The sequence below is a fragment of the Azospirillum tabaci genome (assembly GCF_014596085.1).
GTDB lineage: Bacteria > Pseudomonadota > Alphaproteobacteria > Azospirillales > Azospirillaceae > Azospirillum > Azospirillum tabaci.
This window is the reverse complement of sequence record NZ_JACCJY010000039.1, coordinates 44,816-59,650: the sequence shown is the minus strand read 5'-3', so window position 1 is coordinate 59,650 and position 14,835 is coordinate 44,816. Positions and strand designations below refer to the sequence as shown.

General features: G+C 67.7%; 14 protein-coding genes and 3 pseudogenes. 10 read left to right on the top strand and 7 right to left on the bottom strand.

Annotated features, from left to right (window positions below; all coding sequences use genetic code 11):
- Nucleotides 1-25 precede the first annotated feature (25 nt).
- Both H0B54_RS30580 and H0B54_RS26245 read right to left on the bottom strand, forming a co-directional pair.
- Nucleotides 26-205, bottom strand: a complete 180-nt coding sequence (locus tag H0B54_RS30580) for a transposase (RefSeq protein ID WP_425490091.1) — start codon at nucleotides 203-205, stop codon at nucleotides 26-28.
- Nucleotides 154-588, bottom strand: coding sequence for an IS701 family transposase (locus tag H0B54_RS26245; protein WP_188262768.1), 435 nt, complete (start codon nucleotides 586-588; stop codon nucleotides 154-156). Before H0B54_RS26245 ends, H0B54_RS30580 begins: the two co-directional genes overlap by 52 nt.
- A gap of 278 nt (nucleotides 589-866) precedes the next feature.
- On the opposite strand from H0B54_RS26245, the gene H0B54_RS26240 reads away from it, so the two are divergent.
- Entirely contained in the window at nucleotides 867-1,166 is a 300-nt protein-coding gene (locus H0B54_RS26240) for a hypothetical protein (protein ID WP_188262774.1), read from the top strand.
- A 230-nt stretch (nucleotides 1,167-1,396) separates the two neighbouring features.
- On the opposite strand, the pseudogene H0B54_RS26230 reads toward H0B54_RS26240, so the two are convergent.
- Nucleotides 1,397-1,552: pseudogene (locus H0B54_RS26230) on the bottom strand (IS5/IS1182 family transposase); the annotation flags it as partial.
- A 253-nt stretch (nucleotides 1,553-1,805) separates the two neighbouring features.
- Nucleotides 1,806-2,606, bottom strand: a complete 801-nt coding sequence (locus tag H0B54_RS26225) for an IclR family transcriptional regulator (protein ID WP_188262767.1) — start codon at nucleotides 2,604-2,606, stop codon at nucleotides 1,806-1,808.
- Between the two features lie 145 nt (nucleotides 2,607-2,751).
- Between H0B54_RS26225 and H0B54_RS26220 the strand changes: the two genes are divergently transcribed.
- The 9 genes and pseudogenes from H0B54_RS26220 to H0B54_RS30060 form a co-directional block, all read left to right on the top strand.
- On the top strand, nucleotides 2,752-4,338 hold the full coding sequence (locus tag H0B54_RS26220) for an ABC transporter substrate-binding protein (protein ID WP_188262766.1): 1,587 nt from the start codon (nucleotides 2,752-2,754) through the stop codon (nucleotides 4,336-4,338).
- A gap of 163 nt (nucleotides 4,339-4,501) precedes the next feature.
- Nucleotides 4,502-5,443, top strand: a complete 942-nt coding sequence (locus H0B54_RS26215; RefSeq protein WP_137143262.1) for an ABC transporter permease — start codon at nucleotides 4,502-4,504, stop codon at nucleotides 5,441-5,443.
- 14 nt (nucleotides 5,444-5,457) lie between these two features.
- A complete protein-coding gene (locus tag H0B54_RS26210; RefSeq protein ID WP_211109563.1) occupies nucleotides 5,458-6,366 on the top strand; it encodes an ABC transporter permease in 909 nt (302 codons plus the stop codon).
- A gap of 1 nt (nucleotide 6,367) precedes the next feature.
- On the top strand, nucleotides 6,368-7,972 hold the full coding sequence (locus H0B54_RS26205; RefSeq protein ID WP_188262765.1) for an N-acyl-D-amino-acid deacylase family protein: 1,605 nt from the start codon (nucleotides 6,368-6,370) through the stop codon (nucleotides 7,970-7,972).
- 22 nt (nucleotides 7,973-7,994) lie between these two features.
- The gene (locus tag H0B54_RS26200) at nucleotides 7,995-8,378 is read left to right on the top strand and encodes a RidA family protein (protein WP_094304977.1); all 384 of its coding nucleotides are present in this window, start codon (nucleotides 7,995-7,997) and stop codon (nucleotides 8,376-8,378) included.
- 94 nt (nucleotides 8,379-8,472) lie between these two features.
- Entirely contained in the window at nucleotides 8,473-9,531 is a 1,059-nt protein-coding gene (locus H0B54_RS26195; RefSeq protein WP_188262764.1) for an alanine racemase, read from the top strand.
- Between the two features lie 29 nt (nucleotides 9,532-9,560).
- Nucleotides 9,561-10,565: an ABC transporter ATP-binding protein gene (locus H0B54_RS26190; protein ID WP_188262763.1), complete on the top strand. Its 1,005-nt coding sequence runs from the start codon at nucleotides 9,561-9,563 to the stop codon at nucleotides 10,563-10,565.
- Nucleotides 10,562-11,563 carry an ABC transporter ATP-binding protein gene (locus H0B54_RS26185; RefSeq protein ID WP_188262762.1) on the top strand — a complete coding sequence of 334 codons (1,002 nt, stop codon included), beginning with the start codon at nucleotides 10,562-10,564 and terminating at the stop codon, nucleotides 11,561-11,563. The genes H0B54_RS26190 and H0B54_RS26185 overlap by 4 nt, the downstream gene beginning before the upstream one ends.
- Nucleotides 11,564-11,783: 220 nt before the next feature.
- A pseudogene (locus tag H0B54_RS30060) lies at nucleotides 11,784-12,209 on the top strand (IS6 family transposase); the annotation flags it as partial.
- 137 nt (nucleotides 12,210-12,346) lie between these two features.
- Here the strand turns inward: H0B54_RS30060 and H0B54_RS30055 are convergent.
- The 3 genes and pseudogenes from H0B54_RS30055 to H0B54_RS26165 form a co-directional block, all read right to left on the bottom strand.
- Nucleotides 12,347-13,177 (bottom strand): annotated as a pseudogene (locus H0B54_RS30055) (type I-C CRISPR-associated protein Cas8c/Csd1); the annotation flags it as partial.
- 68 nt (nucleotides 13,178-13,245) lie between these two features.
- Nucleotides 13,246-13,818, bottom strand: a complete 573-nt coding sequence (locus tag H0B54_RS26170) for a type I-E CRISPR-associated protein Cas5/CasD (protein ID WP_211109562.1) — start codon at nucleotides 13,816-13,818, stop codon at nucleotides 13,246-13,248.
- A gap of 217 nt (nucleotides 13,819-14,035) precedes the next feature.
- Nucleotides 14,036-14,788 (bottom strand): TlyA family RNA methyltransferase, encoded by a 753-nt coding sequence (locus tag H0B54_RS26165; protein ID WP_188262759.1) that lies wholly within the window; start codon nucleotides 14,786-14,788, stop codon nucleotides 14,036-14,038.
- Between the last annotated feature and the right edge of the window lie 47 nt (nucleotides 14,789-14,835).

Below are 14,835 nucleotides of genomic sequence, written 5' to 3'. Positions count from 1 at the left end.
ACGCCGGCGTCCAGGGCTTGCGCGATCATCGCCCGCGCCATCGCCGGCTTGGTGGCGCCGGCTTGGTGGCGAAAGCCACGTCGGCCGGGATGCGGCCCTCGCGCCGATGCGCGTCGTCCAGCCAGTCCTCGGGCAGATAGAGGCGGCGGTCAATCAGTGCGTGCCACGCTCGGTAGCGTAGGCCAGGAACACACCGACTCGACAGTTGTCGATACGCCCGGCGGTGCCGGAGTATTGCCGGGCCACGCCGACGGAGTGCTCGCCCTTCTTGAGAAAGCCGGTTTCATCGACGATGAGCACACCATCGCGGCCGAGCTGCTCGACGACGTAGGCACGGCACGCGTCGCGGACACGGTCCTGGTCCCACAGCACATGGCTGAGCACCCGCTGCGTGCGCCAGGGCCGGGCGTCGCCGATCTGTTCGGCCAGCTGCCAGCCGTTCTTGCGCTTGGCATCGCCGAGCAGCCCTTCCAGGTACTTGCGGGCCTGCCGACGCGGCTCGGCACGCGCGAACTCACCGGAAATGCGGCGGAACAGTTCATCGAGCCAGGATGGCCAACCCGTCAACACATCCACGGCTGCGGTCATGGGAGCCTCCAAAAGCGGAGACTCCCTTCAACAGCTCACACCCTCCAGCCCCTCGGGCTCAACTGTAGAACTAAGTCATAAGCATAGCCATGGGGCTGGAAATAGGACCAAGCCGCGGCCATCCGCGGCGTCCTCACTCAGCCCGCTTCGCCCACTCCCCGCAAGGCGGCCATCGTCGGACGGTTACGCTTGATGAGGTGGTTTGGCAGGACCTCTGCGCACTGCTCACCGCGCCGGAGCAGGTTGCTCAAGCTCTCGCCCGAGCGCACGGCGGAGGCTTGCTGCCGCAGGATCTCCAGGCCCGGCGCGAACAGCTACGCCGCGGTCAGCGCGGGCTCGAACGGCAGGTGGAGCGCCTGACCGACACGTATCTGATCGGGGTCATGTCTCTGCCGGAATACCAGCGCCGACGGCAGGCGGCGGACGAGCGCATGCAGGGCTTGCGCGCCCAGGCCGCGCAGTTGGAAGCCCAGGCCGACCGGCACGCGCGGCTCGCCGGCTGGGCCGCATCGGCCGCGGACTTCTGCCGGCGGATTCAAGCCCGCTTGGCCGACGCCGATGTTACCCGGCGCCGCTAAATCGTGGCGTTGCTGATCGACCGCGTCGTCGTGACCGGGAGTGAGGTGGAAATCCGCTACGTCATCCCGCTCAGCCCCGACGGCGAGCGCGGGTGCTTTTGTCATTTGCGGAAGGACTATTTCGATCCGCTTGCGGATGCGCAGGCTGATGGCGTAGCCGGCATGGCGGATGGTCCGGCCGTCGATCGCCGAGCGGCGGCTGCTCGTGTTCTGCGCGACGTGCGGGGCGGGAGCTTGGAGTACAGATCCTTGAAGGCCGGCGACATCACCTCCAGCGCTTCGTCCATGATGGCCCGGATTGGTCGTAGAGAGTGATTGGCCGGAACCCGCGCCTCGCAGCTCATACAGCTGAACAGACCCTCGTTGCGTTCGACCGAGCTCCGCATCGTCCTCTCGCCCGCCGCATTCTCCACGACCGGAGGGAATCACTGCCAACCGGCCGTGCACAGCTTTTTCCGCATCCTGCCGGCGCTTGGCACCGGCCCATTACGGCATCTTGGAGGTGCGGCCGATTACTGCCCGCTGACGCCAGGGACCCTTGTTGCCTGCCGCTTCGGCGCGCATCCATCCCGTATTGAAGTCATGTGGGTCGAGTTGTGCAATGGCAACAGCTAATGCGCGGAATTGTCCCAAACATCGTCAACGTCCCGGCGACAGCCGCTCCGCACTAGCCTTCAGCGTGTCGATCATCACCTGCTGAGCCTCTTCCGTTGTGTCCGCCGGGACGACGAAGCAGATGGTAGCGATGCACCGGCCGGCCGGATCGCGGACCGGGGCAGCAAGGCAGGTGGTGAAACGGTCGACAAGCGCGGTGGTGCGGACATATTCCTGGGTACGGGCGCGGCGGATGTCCTCCAGGAACTCGTCCTGGGCGATGCGGCGGCCGTCGGGCAGGACGAAATCATCCGGCGGAATGAAGCGCAGGATCTCGTCGGCCGACATGTGATCGACCAGCAGCCGGCCGGACGCTGTCCAGGGGATTGGCACCTTGATGCCGATCTCGGAGCTGATGCGGAACATGCGCCGGCCTGGCTCATTCAGCACAACCAGATACTTGTCGCCTTCCAGCGTGCAGAACTGCGCCGTTTCCCCCACCGTCTCGGCGATGTGGGCGACCTCCACCCGCGCCTTGCGGATCAGGTCGACGCTGTCGAGGTAATCGCTGCCGTAGTAATGCATCGCCGGCCCGAAATAGACCGTGCCGTCGCCGTCGCGCAGCTCCAGCCAGCGCGCCTCCACCAGCGTGTTGACCAGCTCATACATGGTGGAGCGCGGGGTGCCGGTGTCGCGCGCGATGTCGGCGATGCGCGTCGGGGCGCGCCGGCTGTGCAGATGTTCCATCAATGCGATGACGCGGTCGATGCCGCGGGCACGGCCCGTCGACTTCTCTTCCGCCTGCTTCTCCGCCATCGGCTTCTCCGCCACGCCGCCACTCTTCATCTGATCCGCGCCCCCTAGTCGTCCTGTAACCGCTTAGCACGCGGATTTTCGGCTTGCCAGCGCTCATTGTCCGATATACCGTTTGTTTGTCTGGAATACAAGAATAACGTCCGATATTTCGGACAAACGGTTGGGGAAGGCAAAAATGACAGGGATCACGCGACGTCTGTTCAATACCGCCCTCGGTTCGGCAGTCGCTGTCGGGGGGCTTTCCACCGGTATCTCCGCCGGCATCCTGGGAACCTGGACCACGCCGGCGCAGGCCCAGCAGGGCGGCGCCTCGGTCGTCACGGTCGCCACCATCGGCGAGCCGCCGACGCTGGACCCGGTCGGCACCACGTCCGACCTCGTCAGCATCATCACCCAGCACATGTTCGAGACGCTGTTCACCTTCGACGGCGACTGGAAGCTGGCCCCGCTGGTGGCGTCGGCCCTGCCGCAGGTGTCGGCGGACGGCAAGACCTACACCATCCCCCTGCGCAGCGGTGTCACCTTCCATGACGGCAGCACCGTCACGGCGGAGGATGTGGTCGCCTCGCTCGACCATTGGACCAAGGCCTCGCCGCGCGGCAAGACCGTCGCCCCGCTGGTGGAGAGCATCGCCGCCAAGGGTGCGGACACCGTCGTCATTGCGCTGAAGGAGCCCTTCGCGCCGCTGACCGCGCTGCTGGCGATGAACAACGGCGCCGCCGCCATCGTGCCGAAGTCGGTGATCGACGGGCCGGGCGCCTTGAAGTCTCTGGTCGGCACCGGTCCCTACAAGCTGCTGGAACACAAGCCCGACCAGTACATCCGGCTGGTCCGCCACGACGGCTACGCCTCTCCCGCCGGCACGCCCAGCGGCTATGCCGGCAGCCGCAAGGCCGTCATCGGCGAGTTGCGCTTCGTCCCGGTGCCGAACGCCGCGACCCGGGTGTCGGGCGTGCTGGCCGGCCAGTACCAGTTCGCCGACAGCCTGCCGGCGGAAACCCTGCCGCGCATCAAGGACGCCGCCGGCGTCAAGCCGGTGATCGTCAAGCCCTTCGGCTTCCCGCTGATGATCATGAACACCAAGACCGGGGTGATGGCGAACCCGAAGGTGCGTCAGGCGGTTCTGGCGGCGCTGGAACCGAACGACATGCTGCTGGCCGGCCTCGGCGATCCCGCCTTCGTCCAGGCGGAGGGGTCGATCTACGCCCAGGGCACGCCCTATTTTGATGCGGCCAGCGCCAAGCCCTACAGCGACCATGCCGCCGGCAAGGCGAAGGATCTGCTGAAGGCGGCCGGCTACAAGGGCGAGCCGATCCGCATCATGACCTCGGTCCAGTACGAGTTCCTGTACAAGATGAGCATGGTGGCGCAGGCCCAGCTCGAAATGGCCGGCTTCAAGGTCGATCTGCAAGTGCTGGACTGGGCGACTCTGCTGCAGCGCCGCGGCGACGACAAGGGGTGGGACGCCTTCTTCACCTACCACACCTTCGTGCCGGAGCCGTCGCTGATCACGGTGCTGAACCCGAGCTATCCCGGCTGGTGGGACAGCCCGGCCAAGCGCGAGGCGCTCGCCGCCTTCAACCGCGAGATGGACCCCGCGGCCCGCAAGGCGAAATGGGTGACGTTGCAGACGCTGTTCTACAGCGAGGTGCCCAGCGTGAAGGTCGGCGAGTTCTACAACCTCGCCGCCAGCAGCGACAAGCTGACCGGCTACACGCCGACGCCTTGGCCGTTCTTCTGGAACACCGACCTGAAGGGCTGAGGGCAGTTGAAAGCTCCCTTTCCTGAATGCCCCCTCTCCCCCCGGGGAGAGGGTCGGGGTGAGGGGGATTTCAGTACGTGGCTATCCCGAGAATCCCTGCCGCGCGCCCCCTCACCTTAACCCTCTCCCCGGGGGAGAGGGGATTTCTTCTGGGACCGCAACCATGCTCGTTTACATCGTCCGCCGGTTCGCCGGCATGATGATCGTCATGCTGCTCGTCGCCATGGTGGTCTTCGTGATCGCCCGCGTGGTGCCAGGTGATCCCGCCGCCGTCATGCTGGGGTCTTCCGCCACGCCGGACGACATCGCGGCGTTGCGCAGCCGGCTGGGGCTCGATGAGCCGCTGCTGACGCAGTTCCTGCTCTATCTCGGGCAGATCGTCCGCTTCGATCTTGGCGAATCCATTTTCCTGAACCGCCCGGTGGTGCAGGCGCTGGCCGAACGGTCGGAGCTGACGGGTCTGCTGACCATGATGTCAGTGGGGATCGCCATGCTGATCGGCGTGCCCATCGGCATCCTGTCGGCGGCCAAGCGCGGCGGGCTGATCGACCAGGCCGCGGTCGGGCTGGCCATGCTGGCGGCGAGCATTCCCAGCTTCTGGATCGGGCTGACGCTGATCAAGTATCTGGCGGTCGACCATGCCTGGTTCCCGGTCGCCGGCTATGGTCCGCCCGAAGCCGATCTGATGGAGCGGATGCGCCATCTGGTGCTGCCGGCCATCGCGCTCGGCATCCCGAACTCGGCGCTGATCCTGCGCTTCACCCGCACCAGCATGCTGGACGTGATGAGCAACGATTACGTCCGCACCGCGCGGGCCAAGGGGTTGCCGCCGCTGGTCGTCGTGCTGAAGCATGCGTTGCGCAACGCGATGATCCCGATCCTGACGGTGATCGGCCTGACCACCGCGGTGATGATCGCCGGCGCCATCGTGACGGAGACCGTGTTCGGCCTGCCCGGCGTCGGCAATCTGATCGTCTCGGCCGTGCTGCGCCGCGACTATCCGGTGATCCAGGGCGCCCTGCTGGTGGTGTCCGCCATCTATGTGCTGATCAACCTGACGGTCGACCTGCTCTATGCCGTGGTCGATCCGCGGGTCCGTTATTGAGAGGGAGGGTTCCAATGGCAAGCGTCCCCGCCGGTCACGGCAACGTCTCCCTTCCCTCCCCGGCCAAGCCTCACCGCAGCCGCTCGCCGGCCGCCCTGCTGATGCGCCAGCTGTTCCGCCGCCGACTGGTGGTGCTGTCCTTCCTGATCATGCTGACGATCCTGGCGGTGGCGCTGCTGGCGCCGTGGATCACGCCGTTCAACCCGATGAAGATGGACATCCTTGGCCGGCTGAAGCCGCCGTCGGCCGCCCACTGGTTCGGCACCGATGAATATGGCCGCGACGTGCTGTCCCGCGTGATGCTGGGCGCCCGGCTGTCGCTGCTGGTCGGGCTGCTGGTCGTGGTGGTGGCGACGCTGATGGGCACGCTGCTGGGGCTGGCCGCCGGCTACATCCGGCCACTGGACGGCGTGCTGATGCGGCTGACCGATGCGCTGATGGCCTTCCCGGACATCCTGCTGGCCATCGCCTTCATGGCGGCGCTGGGGCCGTCGCTCTACAACGTCGTGCTGGCGCTCGGCATCGTCTATACGCCGCGTGTCGCCCGCGTGGTGCGCGCCGCCTGCCTCGTGGTGCGCGAGATGCCGTTCATCGAGGCGGCGACGGCGTTGGGCGCCTCCACGCCGCGCATCGTCTTCCTGCACATTTTGCCCAACCTGATCTCGCCAATCCTGGTGCAGGCCACCTTCATCTTCGCCTACGCCATTTTGACGGAGGCGGCACTGTCCTTCCTCGGCGTTGGGGTGCCGCCAACAACGCCGACCTGGGGCAACATGATCGCCGGCGCCCAGCAGTATTTCCAGCAGGCCGACTGGCTGATCCTGTTCCCCGGCTGCGCCATCGTCCTGACCGTGCTGTCGCTCCAGATCGTCGGCGACGGGCTGCGCGACGCGCTCGACCCCCGGCTCCAGAAGGCGAAATGAGATGAGTGCCACTTTCCTCATTAAGGGCGCCCGCGTCATCGACGGCACCGGCGCCCCCTGGTTCCCCGCCGACGTGCTGGTGGAACGCGGACGCATCACCGCCGTCGGCCCGATGCTGGACGCGCCCGACGCCGAACCGCTGGAGGCGCAGGGACGCTTCCTGGCTCCCGGCTTCATCGACGCCCATTGCCACGACGACCTGATCCAGTTGCGCCAGCCCGGCCGGCCGGAAAAGGTGGCGCAGGGCGTCACCACCGTGGTGGTCGGCAACTGTTCCTTCGGTCTCTACCCGCAGAGCCCCGACAGCGACGGCCCATTGCGCGAGCATTTTGGCAACCTGCTGGGCACCGTTTCGGATCAGGAGACCTTCGCCGATTTCGCCAGCTACCGCTCCGCACTCGACGGGCGCGGCACCGCGATCAACCTCGTCTCGCTGGTCGGGCACGCCGCCCTGCGCCTCGCCGTTATGGGCTGGCAGAACCGCGCCGCCACCGCCGAGGAGCGCGAGGCGATGGCGGCCCTGCTGGCCGAGCAGCTTCGCCAGGGCGCGCACGGCCTGTCGCTCGGCCTCGTCTATCCGCCCAGCGCCTGGGCCGACCGCGCCGAGCTGGTGCGGCTGACGGAGGTTGTGGCCGAACATGGCGCGCTGCTGACCGCCCATGTCCGCTCCTATGAAGGCGGGCTGATCGCCTCGGTGGACGAGTTTCTCGAACTGCTGAAAGCGGGTGGAGCGAGCGGCCTGCTGTCCCATTTGCAAGCGGCTGGGCGGCCCTACTGGGGCAGCCTGCCGCGGGCGGTGGAGCGGCTGGAGATCGCGCGCAAGGGCGGCACCGACGTCAGCTTCGACATGTACCCCTACCCGGCCGGCTCCAGCACCATCCTGCAACTGCTGCCCCCCTCGGCTCTCGCGGGCGGGGTGGTGGCGCTGCTGGCGCGCATGGCCGATGCGGACGGGCTAGCGGCCTTGCGCCGCGCCGTGGAAGACGGAGAGGCGCCCGGCGATGCAGGCTGGGAATCCAAGATCCGCCTGATCGGCTGGGAAAATGTCCGTATCGGCGGCGTCGGCGAGCCGAGCCTGCGCACGCTGGAAGGGCTGTCGCTGACCGACATCGCAGAGGTGGCGAAGGAACAGCCCTTCGACACGCTGGTCCGCCTGATCCGCGCCGACCGTGGCCGCACCAACATCGTTATGTTCCAACTGGACGAAGCCGATCTGGAAGCCGCGCTGTCGCACCCGCTGCACATGCTGGGGTCCGACGGGCTGCCGCGCGAAACCGGCAAGCCGCATCCCCGCGCTTTCGGCAGTTTCCCGCGCTATCTCGCCCGTGCCCTGAACGGCGAGGGCAAGCTGGGGCTGGAGGATGCCGTGCGCCACATGACCGCCGTCCCGGCGCAGCGCTTCGGCCTGTCCGACCGCGGGCTGATCCGGCCGGGCATGGTGGCCGACCTGACCCTGTTCACCGCCGATGTGGCGGACCGCGCGACCTTCCAGGACCCGACGCGCCCGCCCCACGGCATCACCGACGTGCTCGTCGCCGGACAGTTCGTCCTGCGCGACGGCGGGCACACCGGCGCGCGTCCGGGCAAGGCCCTGGTCCGCGTCTGATATTCAAACCTGTGAGGACCGAATGACCAACCGCAAGCCGATCTTCGCCGAAAAGGGTGCGAAGCCCGCCGGCCAATACAGCCACGCGATCGTCGCGAACGGCTTCGTCTACGTGTCGGGCCAGGGGCCGCACCATCCGGAGACCGGCGCGCTGCCCGAGGATTTCGCCGGCGAGGTGCGCCAGACCCTGCGCAACCTGGAAATCATCCTGAAGGCCGCCGGCACAGACCTTGCCCATGTGGTGAAGGTCAACAGCTATCTCAGCGATCTCGGCCGCTTCCAGGAATACAACGCGCTCTATTCGGAGTTCTTCCCGACCGAGCCGCCGGCCCGCACCACCATCGGCTGCCAGCTGAACAACATCCAGGTGGAAATCGACTGCATCGCCGTCCTGCCGCAAGCATAGGTATGGCGGCGTAACATCTTCTACACACGGCCGATCCCATGGCTCCGCCGCCGGGATCGGCCCATTTCCCGAATTCGTGTTCCGGAGCGGTCCCATGCGCGTCGACGATCTCGACACTCCCGTCCCCGTCATCGACCTCGACAGGGTCGAGCATAACCTGACCAAGATGCAGGCCTATTGCGACCGGCACGGGTTGGCGCTGCGCCCGCACATCAAGACCCACAAGCTTCCCCAATTCGCGCTCCGCCAGATCGAGCTGGGCGCCGTCGGCATCACCTGCCAGAAGATCAGCGAGGCGATGGTGATGGCGGAGGCCGGCTGTGCCGACATCCTGCTGACCTACCCCATCGTCGGCGCCGCCAAGGTGAAGCCGCTCGCCGAGCTGGCCGGCAAGACGAAACTGACGGTGGCGCTCGACAACGCCGTGGCCCTCGACACCGTGGCGGCGGCCGCGGCGGAAGCCGGCGTCGAGATCGGCATTCTGGTGGAGTTTGACAGCGGCGACGGCCGCTGCGGCGTGCAGACCCCGGATGAGGTTCTGACACTGGCCCGCCGCGCCGCCGGCAACGGCCTGACCCGCTTCCGCGGCCTGATGACCTACCCGCGCGGCCCCCGCACCGTTCCGTTCGTGGCAGAGACGCGCGCCCTGCTGGACGGCGCCGGCATAGCGGTGGAGACGGTATCGGTCGGCGGCACCCCCGGCTGCTGGGACACCCACGAGCTTCCCGGCGTGACCGAGCTGCGCGTTGGCACCAACATCTATCACGACCGCGCCACCGTCGGCGCCGGGGTGGCGACGCTGGACGAGTGCGCCGTGCATGTCCACGCCACCGTGGTCAGCCGCCCCACCCCTGACCGCGCCGTGCTGGATTGCGGCAGCAAAACGCTGTCGAGCGACCGCGTCGCCCCGTCGGTGGGCGAAGGGTTCGGCCTGATCCTCGACTGCCCCGACGCGGTGATCGTCCGCGTCAACGAGGAGCACGCGGTGGTCGACCTCAGCAAGTGCGCGGAGCGGCCGGAAATCGGCGACCGCGTGCGCATCCTGCCCAACCATGTCTGCGTGGTGACCAACCTGCACGACCGCATGGCGATCAGCCGCAACGGCGAGGTCGTCGGCGACTGGCCGGTGCCGGCCCGCGGCTGCACCCGCTGATCCGCTGAACCCAATTCCGGGATCCCGTCATGGACACTGACCTCACGCTCGACATCCGCAACCTGCAAACCCACTTCACCGCCGATCCCGGCGTGTCGAAGGCGGTGGACGGTGTGTCCTTCGCCGTGCGCCGCAACGAGACGTTGGCCGTCGTCGGCGAATCCGGCAGCGGCAAGTCGGTGACCAGCCTGTCAGCGATGCGGCTGATCCCGTCGCCGCCTGGCATCATCGCCGGCGGCGAGATCCTGTTCCGCGGCCGCGACGGGCAGGTGCGCGACCTCGCCCGCCTCAGCGAGCGCGCCATGCGCAGCGTTCGCGGCAACGAGATCGGCATGATCTTCCAGGAGCCGATGACCTCGCTGAACCCGGTCTACACCGTCGGCGACCAGATCGGCGAGGCGCTGCGCTACCACCAGGGGCTGGACCGCCGGGCAGCGCGGGCGGAGGCGCTCGCCATGCTGAAGAAGGTCGGCATCCCGGCGGCGGAGCGGCGATTGGACGAATATCCGCACCAGATGTCGGGAGGCATGCGCCAGCGCGTGATGATCGCCATGGCGCTGGCCTGCCGCCCCACCCTGCTGATCGCCGACGAGCCGACCACCGCGCTGGACGTGACCATCCAGGCGCAGATCCTCGACCTGATGCGGCGATTGCAGGAGGAGACCGGCACCTCCATCCTGTTCATCACCCACAATCTGGGCGTGGTGGCGGAGGTGGCTCACCGGGTAGTGGTGATGTATGCCGGTCGCATCGTCGAGGAAGGCGATGTCCGCTCCCTGCTGAAATCGCCGAAGCACCCCTACACCCGCGGGCTTCTGGCCTGCATGCCGCATCTGGGCCAGCGCCGCGGCGACGGCGGCCGGCTGCACGCCATCCCCGGCAGCGTGCCGAGCCCGTTGAACCGCCCGCGGGGGTGCACCTTCGCCACGCGCTGCCCGCTGGCCGAGCCGGCCTGCACCGCCGCCGAACCCGTTCTGGAGCCGGTCGGCCCCGACCATTCCGCCCGCTGCCGCCGCTGGAGAGATGTGCAATGACCGCCGTCACCGTGTCCGAACAGCCCCTGTTGAGCGTGCGCAATCTGGAAAAGCGCTTTCCCGTACGCGGTGGGCTGCTGCAACGGCCGGTCGGCTGGGTGAAGGCGGTGGACGACCTGTCCTTCGACCTGAACCGCGGCGAGGTGCTGGGGCTGGTCGGCGAATCAGGCTCCGGCAAGACCACCGCCGGGCGCAGCATCCTGCGACTGATCGAGCCGACCGGGGGCTCCATCCGCTTCGACGGACAGGAGATCACCGGCCTGCCGACGGCCGAGATGCGGGCGCAGCGCCGCCGCATGCAGATCGTCTTCCAGGACCCCTATGCTAGCCTCGACCCGCGCCAGCGCGTGCGCGACGTGATCGGCGAGGCCCTGGTGATCCACAACATCGGCACCCGCGCCGACCGCCGCGACCGTGTGGCCGCGCTCTTGGAGAAGGTCGGCCTGACCGCCGATGCCATGGATCGCTTTCCGCACGAATTCTCCGGCGGCCAGCGCCAGCGCATCGGCATCGCCCGCGCGCTGGCGGTGGAGCCCGACTTCATCGTGGCGGACGAGCCGGTGTCGGCGCTCGACGTCTCGGTGCAGGCTCAGGTGGTGAACCTGCTGGGCGACCTGCAGCGCGAGCTGGGGCTGGCGGTGCTGTTCATCGCCCATGATCTGGCGGTGGTGCGCTACATCAGCGATCGGGTTGCGGTGATGTATCTCGGTCGCCTGATGGAGATTGCTCCGAGCGACTCGCTCTACGAGCGCCCGCGTCACCCCTACACCATGGCCCTGCTGTCGGCCGCCCCCGACCCGGACCCGGATGCGCCGAAGTCTCGCATGCTTCTGGACGGCGACGTGCCGAGCCCGATGAATCCGCCGTCGGGCTGCGTCTTCCGCACCCGGTGTCCGTTCGCGTTGCCGGCTTGTGCGGCGCCAGAGGCGCGGACGCTGCGGGAGGTGGCGCCGGGGCATTCGGTGGCGTGCATCCGGGATGATGTGCGGGTGGGGTGAAGATCTGTATTACGCTAGATGTTCAGTCCCAGGGTGTTATGGTGGGGAATGGCCTTGAAACGATGTGACGTCCGAGCTGGCGTCGCGCCGCACGCCGGCCGTGATGCCGCCGATCGCCACCACGGCCATGACCGCCACGGACAGGAAGGTCGCGCGCCAGCCGAAGGCATGCCCGACGACGGCACCGAGCGCAGGCCGAGCGGGCGTTGTCACGGGAACGGTGGCGGCGCGCCAGTCGCGGGTTTATCTTGCTCGGAGGCCGCCGCTTTCGTATGCCCGCCATCAATTTCCGCCCGCGGTCATCCGGCACGCGATCTGGCTCTATCTCCGGTTCACGCTTAGTTACCGGGATGTCGAGGAGTTGTTAGCCGAACGCGGCGTGGAGGTGTCCTACGAGACCATCCGCCGCTGGGTCCTGAAGTTTGTGCCGGCCATCTCCGGCAACCTGGGGCGGCTACGTCCCAAGCCCAGCCCACGCTGGTACTTGGATGAAATGGCCGTACGGATCGGCGGCCGGCTGATGTATCTGTGGCGAGCCGTCGATGATGAGGGTGAAATTCTGGATTTGTTTATCCGGCGCCGCCGGGACAAAGCCGCGGCCGGTAAGTTGATGCGCAAGCTGCTCAAAAAGCATGCGTTTGTCCCACGCAAGTGACGACCGACCTGCCGGGGTCGATCCCGAGCCCAACGGCCTGGGCCGCAGACGGAACGCCCAGCCAATCCCAACTCCGGCCGGCTTGCCGCCGGTCGTTCCCGTCGCGTACGGGGATCAGGCGGTCCGGTGGGGCGCAGCGCGGCGGTCACCAACGCCTCGACCTGGCGGGCCGCTGCCTCGCCGTGAACGGCGGCGTCGGCCCAGAACACCGTGGTAGTGTCGCCGATGCGCAGCGTGGCGCGGCTGCCCGGTGCCAACAGGGCGTTGAGCGCGGCGCCGTACCGAAAGGCGGCGGCCTCCGACACCGGGGCGTTGTCCCCCTGGCGCTTGCCGTGGGAGGTGAAGGCGGCCTGATGGAAGGAGACCAGCGAGGCGCCGGTCTTGCGGGCTCCCGACACGCCTTTGATGACGGGATGCAGGCGGGCGGTCGGCGCGGTGCAGCCGCTGACCAGGCACACCGCCTCGGGCCGGTCGCCATCGCTGGCATGGGGCTCCCACACCGCTCGTGCCGCCGGGCGGTCGTGTAGGAAACGGGGGCGGCCGTCGGCATCGGTGTCGCCGACAAGGCGGAAGACAATGATGCGGTCGAGCAACGCCGGTGAGAACGGAGCCTGGCCGAAGCGCTCCGGGGTCTACGAGCGCAGGAAGCACCGGACGGCCAACAGACCGGGATCGTCCGTACCGTCGAACAGTAGCTCGTGCCAGTCGCGGAAGGCGGCGGCGCGGTCGGCGTAGGCCCGTGGTTCGCTCCCTTCTGCCGGGCGGCCAAGCCCGAGGACATAACGGCTGTTGTCCCACAGGAAGAACGGAGGAGGCTTGATCCCCGACCGCTTGAACGAGCGTGGCACCGTCATCGGCCGCCCGTGGCTCTGGCCCTTCGCCCCGAGCCGCAGATCGTTGCAGGCGATGGCTTCACCATTGGTGGACAGCACGAGGCCGAAGGTGATGCGTTCGCGGGTGAAGCCGAAGGGGTGTCAATGGCAGCGTTCCAGCCGGTCGTAATGGGCCGCAAGAGCGGCAAGGACGCTCATGGCCGCACCGCCGCCGCAACGAAAGGCGGAACGTCGATGACGCCGTCGCGCAGGACGGCAGGAAAGAAGCGGGAGGCATGATTGTTGGCGTAATTGATGTCCAGCAGCATGAGACCGAGGTCGCGGTCGCGCTGGTCGCCGGGGAGTTCGTGCATCGGCGGGGGGCCCTCCCAGAGCATGACGTCGGCCGGAAACTCGCCGGTGCCGAGGCAGGGAGAGCGGAAGCATTGGCCGCGGCGGGTGACGATAGTACGGGGGATGTCCAGCCGGTCCCCAACCGGGGCGTCATCGGTCAGGGTGAGGCGGGCGGTGATGAGATAATCAACCTCAACCAAGATGGTGGCGGCGCGTCGTTGCCGGTTGTCGGCGGCGACTCGCGGCAGGGTCTGAAAGGCACCGTTCCGCATGGCATGGCGCACCGAGGCAACCGGGATGCGGTCACCGATCTCGTTGCGGCTCAGCGACTGGAAGCGGATTGGCTTGAGGACATGGATGCGGTCGATGATCCAGCGCAGCCCGGGGTTGCCAATACACGCTGTCGCAGATACCGTGAGCGGTGGGCAGAGCAATCACATCGTAGGAGACGCGTCCGGTCTCGAACTCCGCGCGACAGAAGCAAGATCGGATCCCCGAGGAGCGCAATGCAACGCTGCGCGACATGGAGAGCCTCCTGCGGTGAGCGTTCACCAGCAGGACATTCATTTTTCATTTCGCTGAGAGCACACGATTGTTGCGGACCATTTCATGGTTCCGCGGAGTGCGGTTTATGGGTGCTCTCGCAACAGTTTACGGTTCTATCCAGAGGTCCTTGACCGCCCCGATCAGGAACTCCTTGTTCCCTTCGGGGCCGGTGATCGGGCTCTCGGTGACGTCGAGCACCCGCCAACCCGGAAGCGCGTCGAGCCAAGCGCGGATGCGGTCGCAGACCTCCTGGTGCAGGTGCGGCTCGCGCACCACCCCGCCCTTGCCGACGCGGCCCTTGCCGACCTCGAACTGCGGTTTGATGAGGGCGACGAGCCGCCCGCCCGGCACGGCCAGGGCGAGCGCCGCAGGCAGCACCACCTCCAACCCGATGAAACTGGCGTCGCACACCACCATGTCCACGGGGTCGGGAATCTCGGCGCTGGTCAGGTGGCGGGCGTTGGTCTTTTCCAGCACGACCACCCGCGGGTCATTGCGCAGCTTCCAAGCCAATTGCCCATGCCCGACGTCCACCGCGTAAACCTTGGCGGCGCCGCGGGTCAGCAGCACGTCGGTGAAGCCGCCGGTCGAGGCGCCCACGTCTACGGCGGTCAGGCCGGTGGGGTCGAAACCGAAGACGTCCAGCCCCTTGGCCAGCTTCAGCCCGCCGCGCGACACCCAGGGATGGTCCTGCCCCTTCACCGACAGCGGAGCGTCCACAGCGATGGGATCGCCGGCCTTGTCGATGCGCTTGGTGTCGGAATAGACCAGCCCGGCCAGGATCAGCGCCTGCGCCTTGGCCCGGCTTTCGGCCAGCCCGCGCTCCACCAGCGCCACGTCCGCACGCACCCGCGCCATCTCACATCTCCCCCGTCGGCAAGGGTGGATGCATGGCGCAGGACGCG

Coding starts and splice junctions, on each gene's coding strand:
- H0B54_RS26220 (WP_188262766.1), top strand. CDS start 2,752: ATGACAGGGATCACGCGACGTCTGTTCAATACCGCCCTCGGTTCGGCA.
- H0B54_RS26190 (WP_188262763.1), top strand. CDS start 9,561: ATGGACACTGACCTCACGCTCGACATCCGCAACCTGCAAACCCACTTC.
- H0B54_RS26165 (WP_188262759.1), bottom strand. CDS start 14,788: ATGGCGCGGGTGCGTGCGGACGTGGCGCTGGTGGAGCGCGGGCTGGCC.
- H0B54_RS26195 (WP_188262764.1), top strand. CDS start 8,473: ATGCGCGTCGACGATCTCGACACTCCCGTCCCCGTCATCGACCTCGAC.
- H0B54_RS26200 (WP_094304977.1), top strand. CDS start 7,995: ATGACCAACCGCAAGCCGATCTTCGCCGAAAAGGGTGCGAAGCCCGCC.
- H0B54_RS26205 (WP_188262765.1), top strand. CDS start 6,368: ATGAGTGCCACTTTCCTCATTAAGGGCGCCCGCGTCATCGACGGCACC.
- H0B54_RS26185 (WP_188262762.1), top strand. CDS start 10,562: ATGACCGCCGTCACCGTGTCCGAACAGCCCCTGTTGAGCGTGCGCAAT.
- H0B54_RS26245 (WP_188262768.1), bottom strand. CDS start 588: ATGACCGCAGCCGTGGATGTGTTGACGGGTTGGCCATCCTGGCTCGAT.
- H0B54_RS26215 (WP_137143262.1), top strand. CDS start 4,502: ATGCTCGTTTACATCGTCCGCCGGTTCGCCGGCATGATGATCGTCATG.
- H0B54_RS26225 (WP_188262767.1), bottom strand. CDS start 2,606: ATGAAGAGTGGCGGCGTGGCGGAGAAGCCGATGGCGGAGAAGCAGGCG.
- H0B54_RS26210 (WP_211109563.1), top strand. CDS start 5,458: ATGGCAAGCGTCCCCGCCGGTCACGGCAACGTCTCCCTTCCCTCCCCG.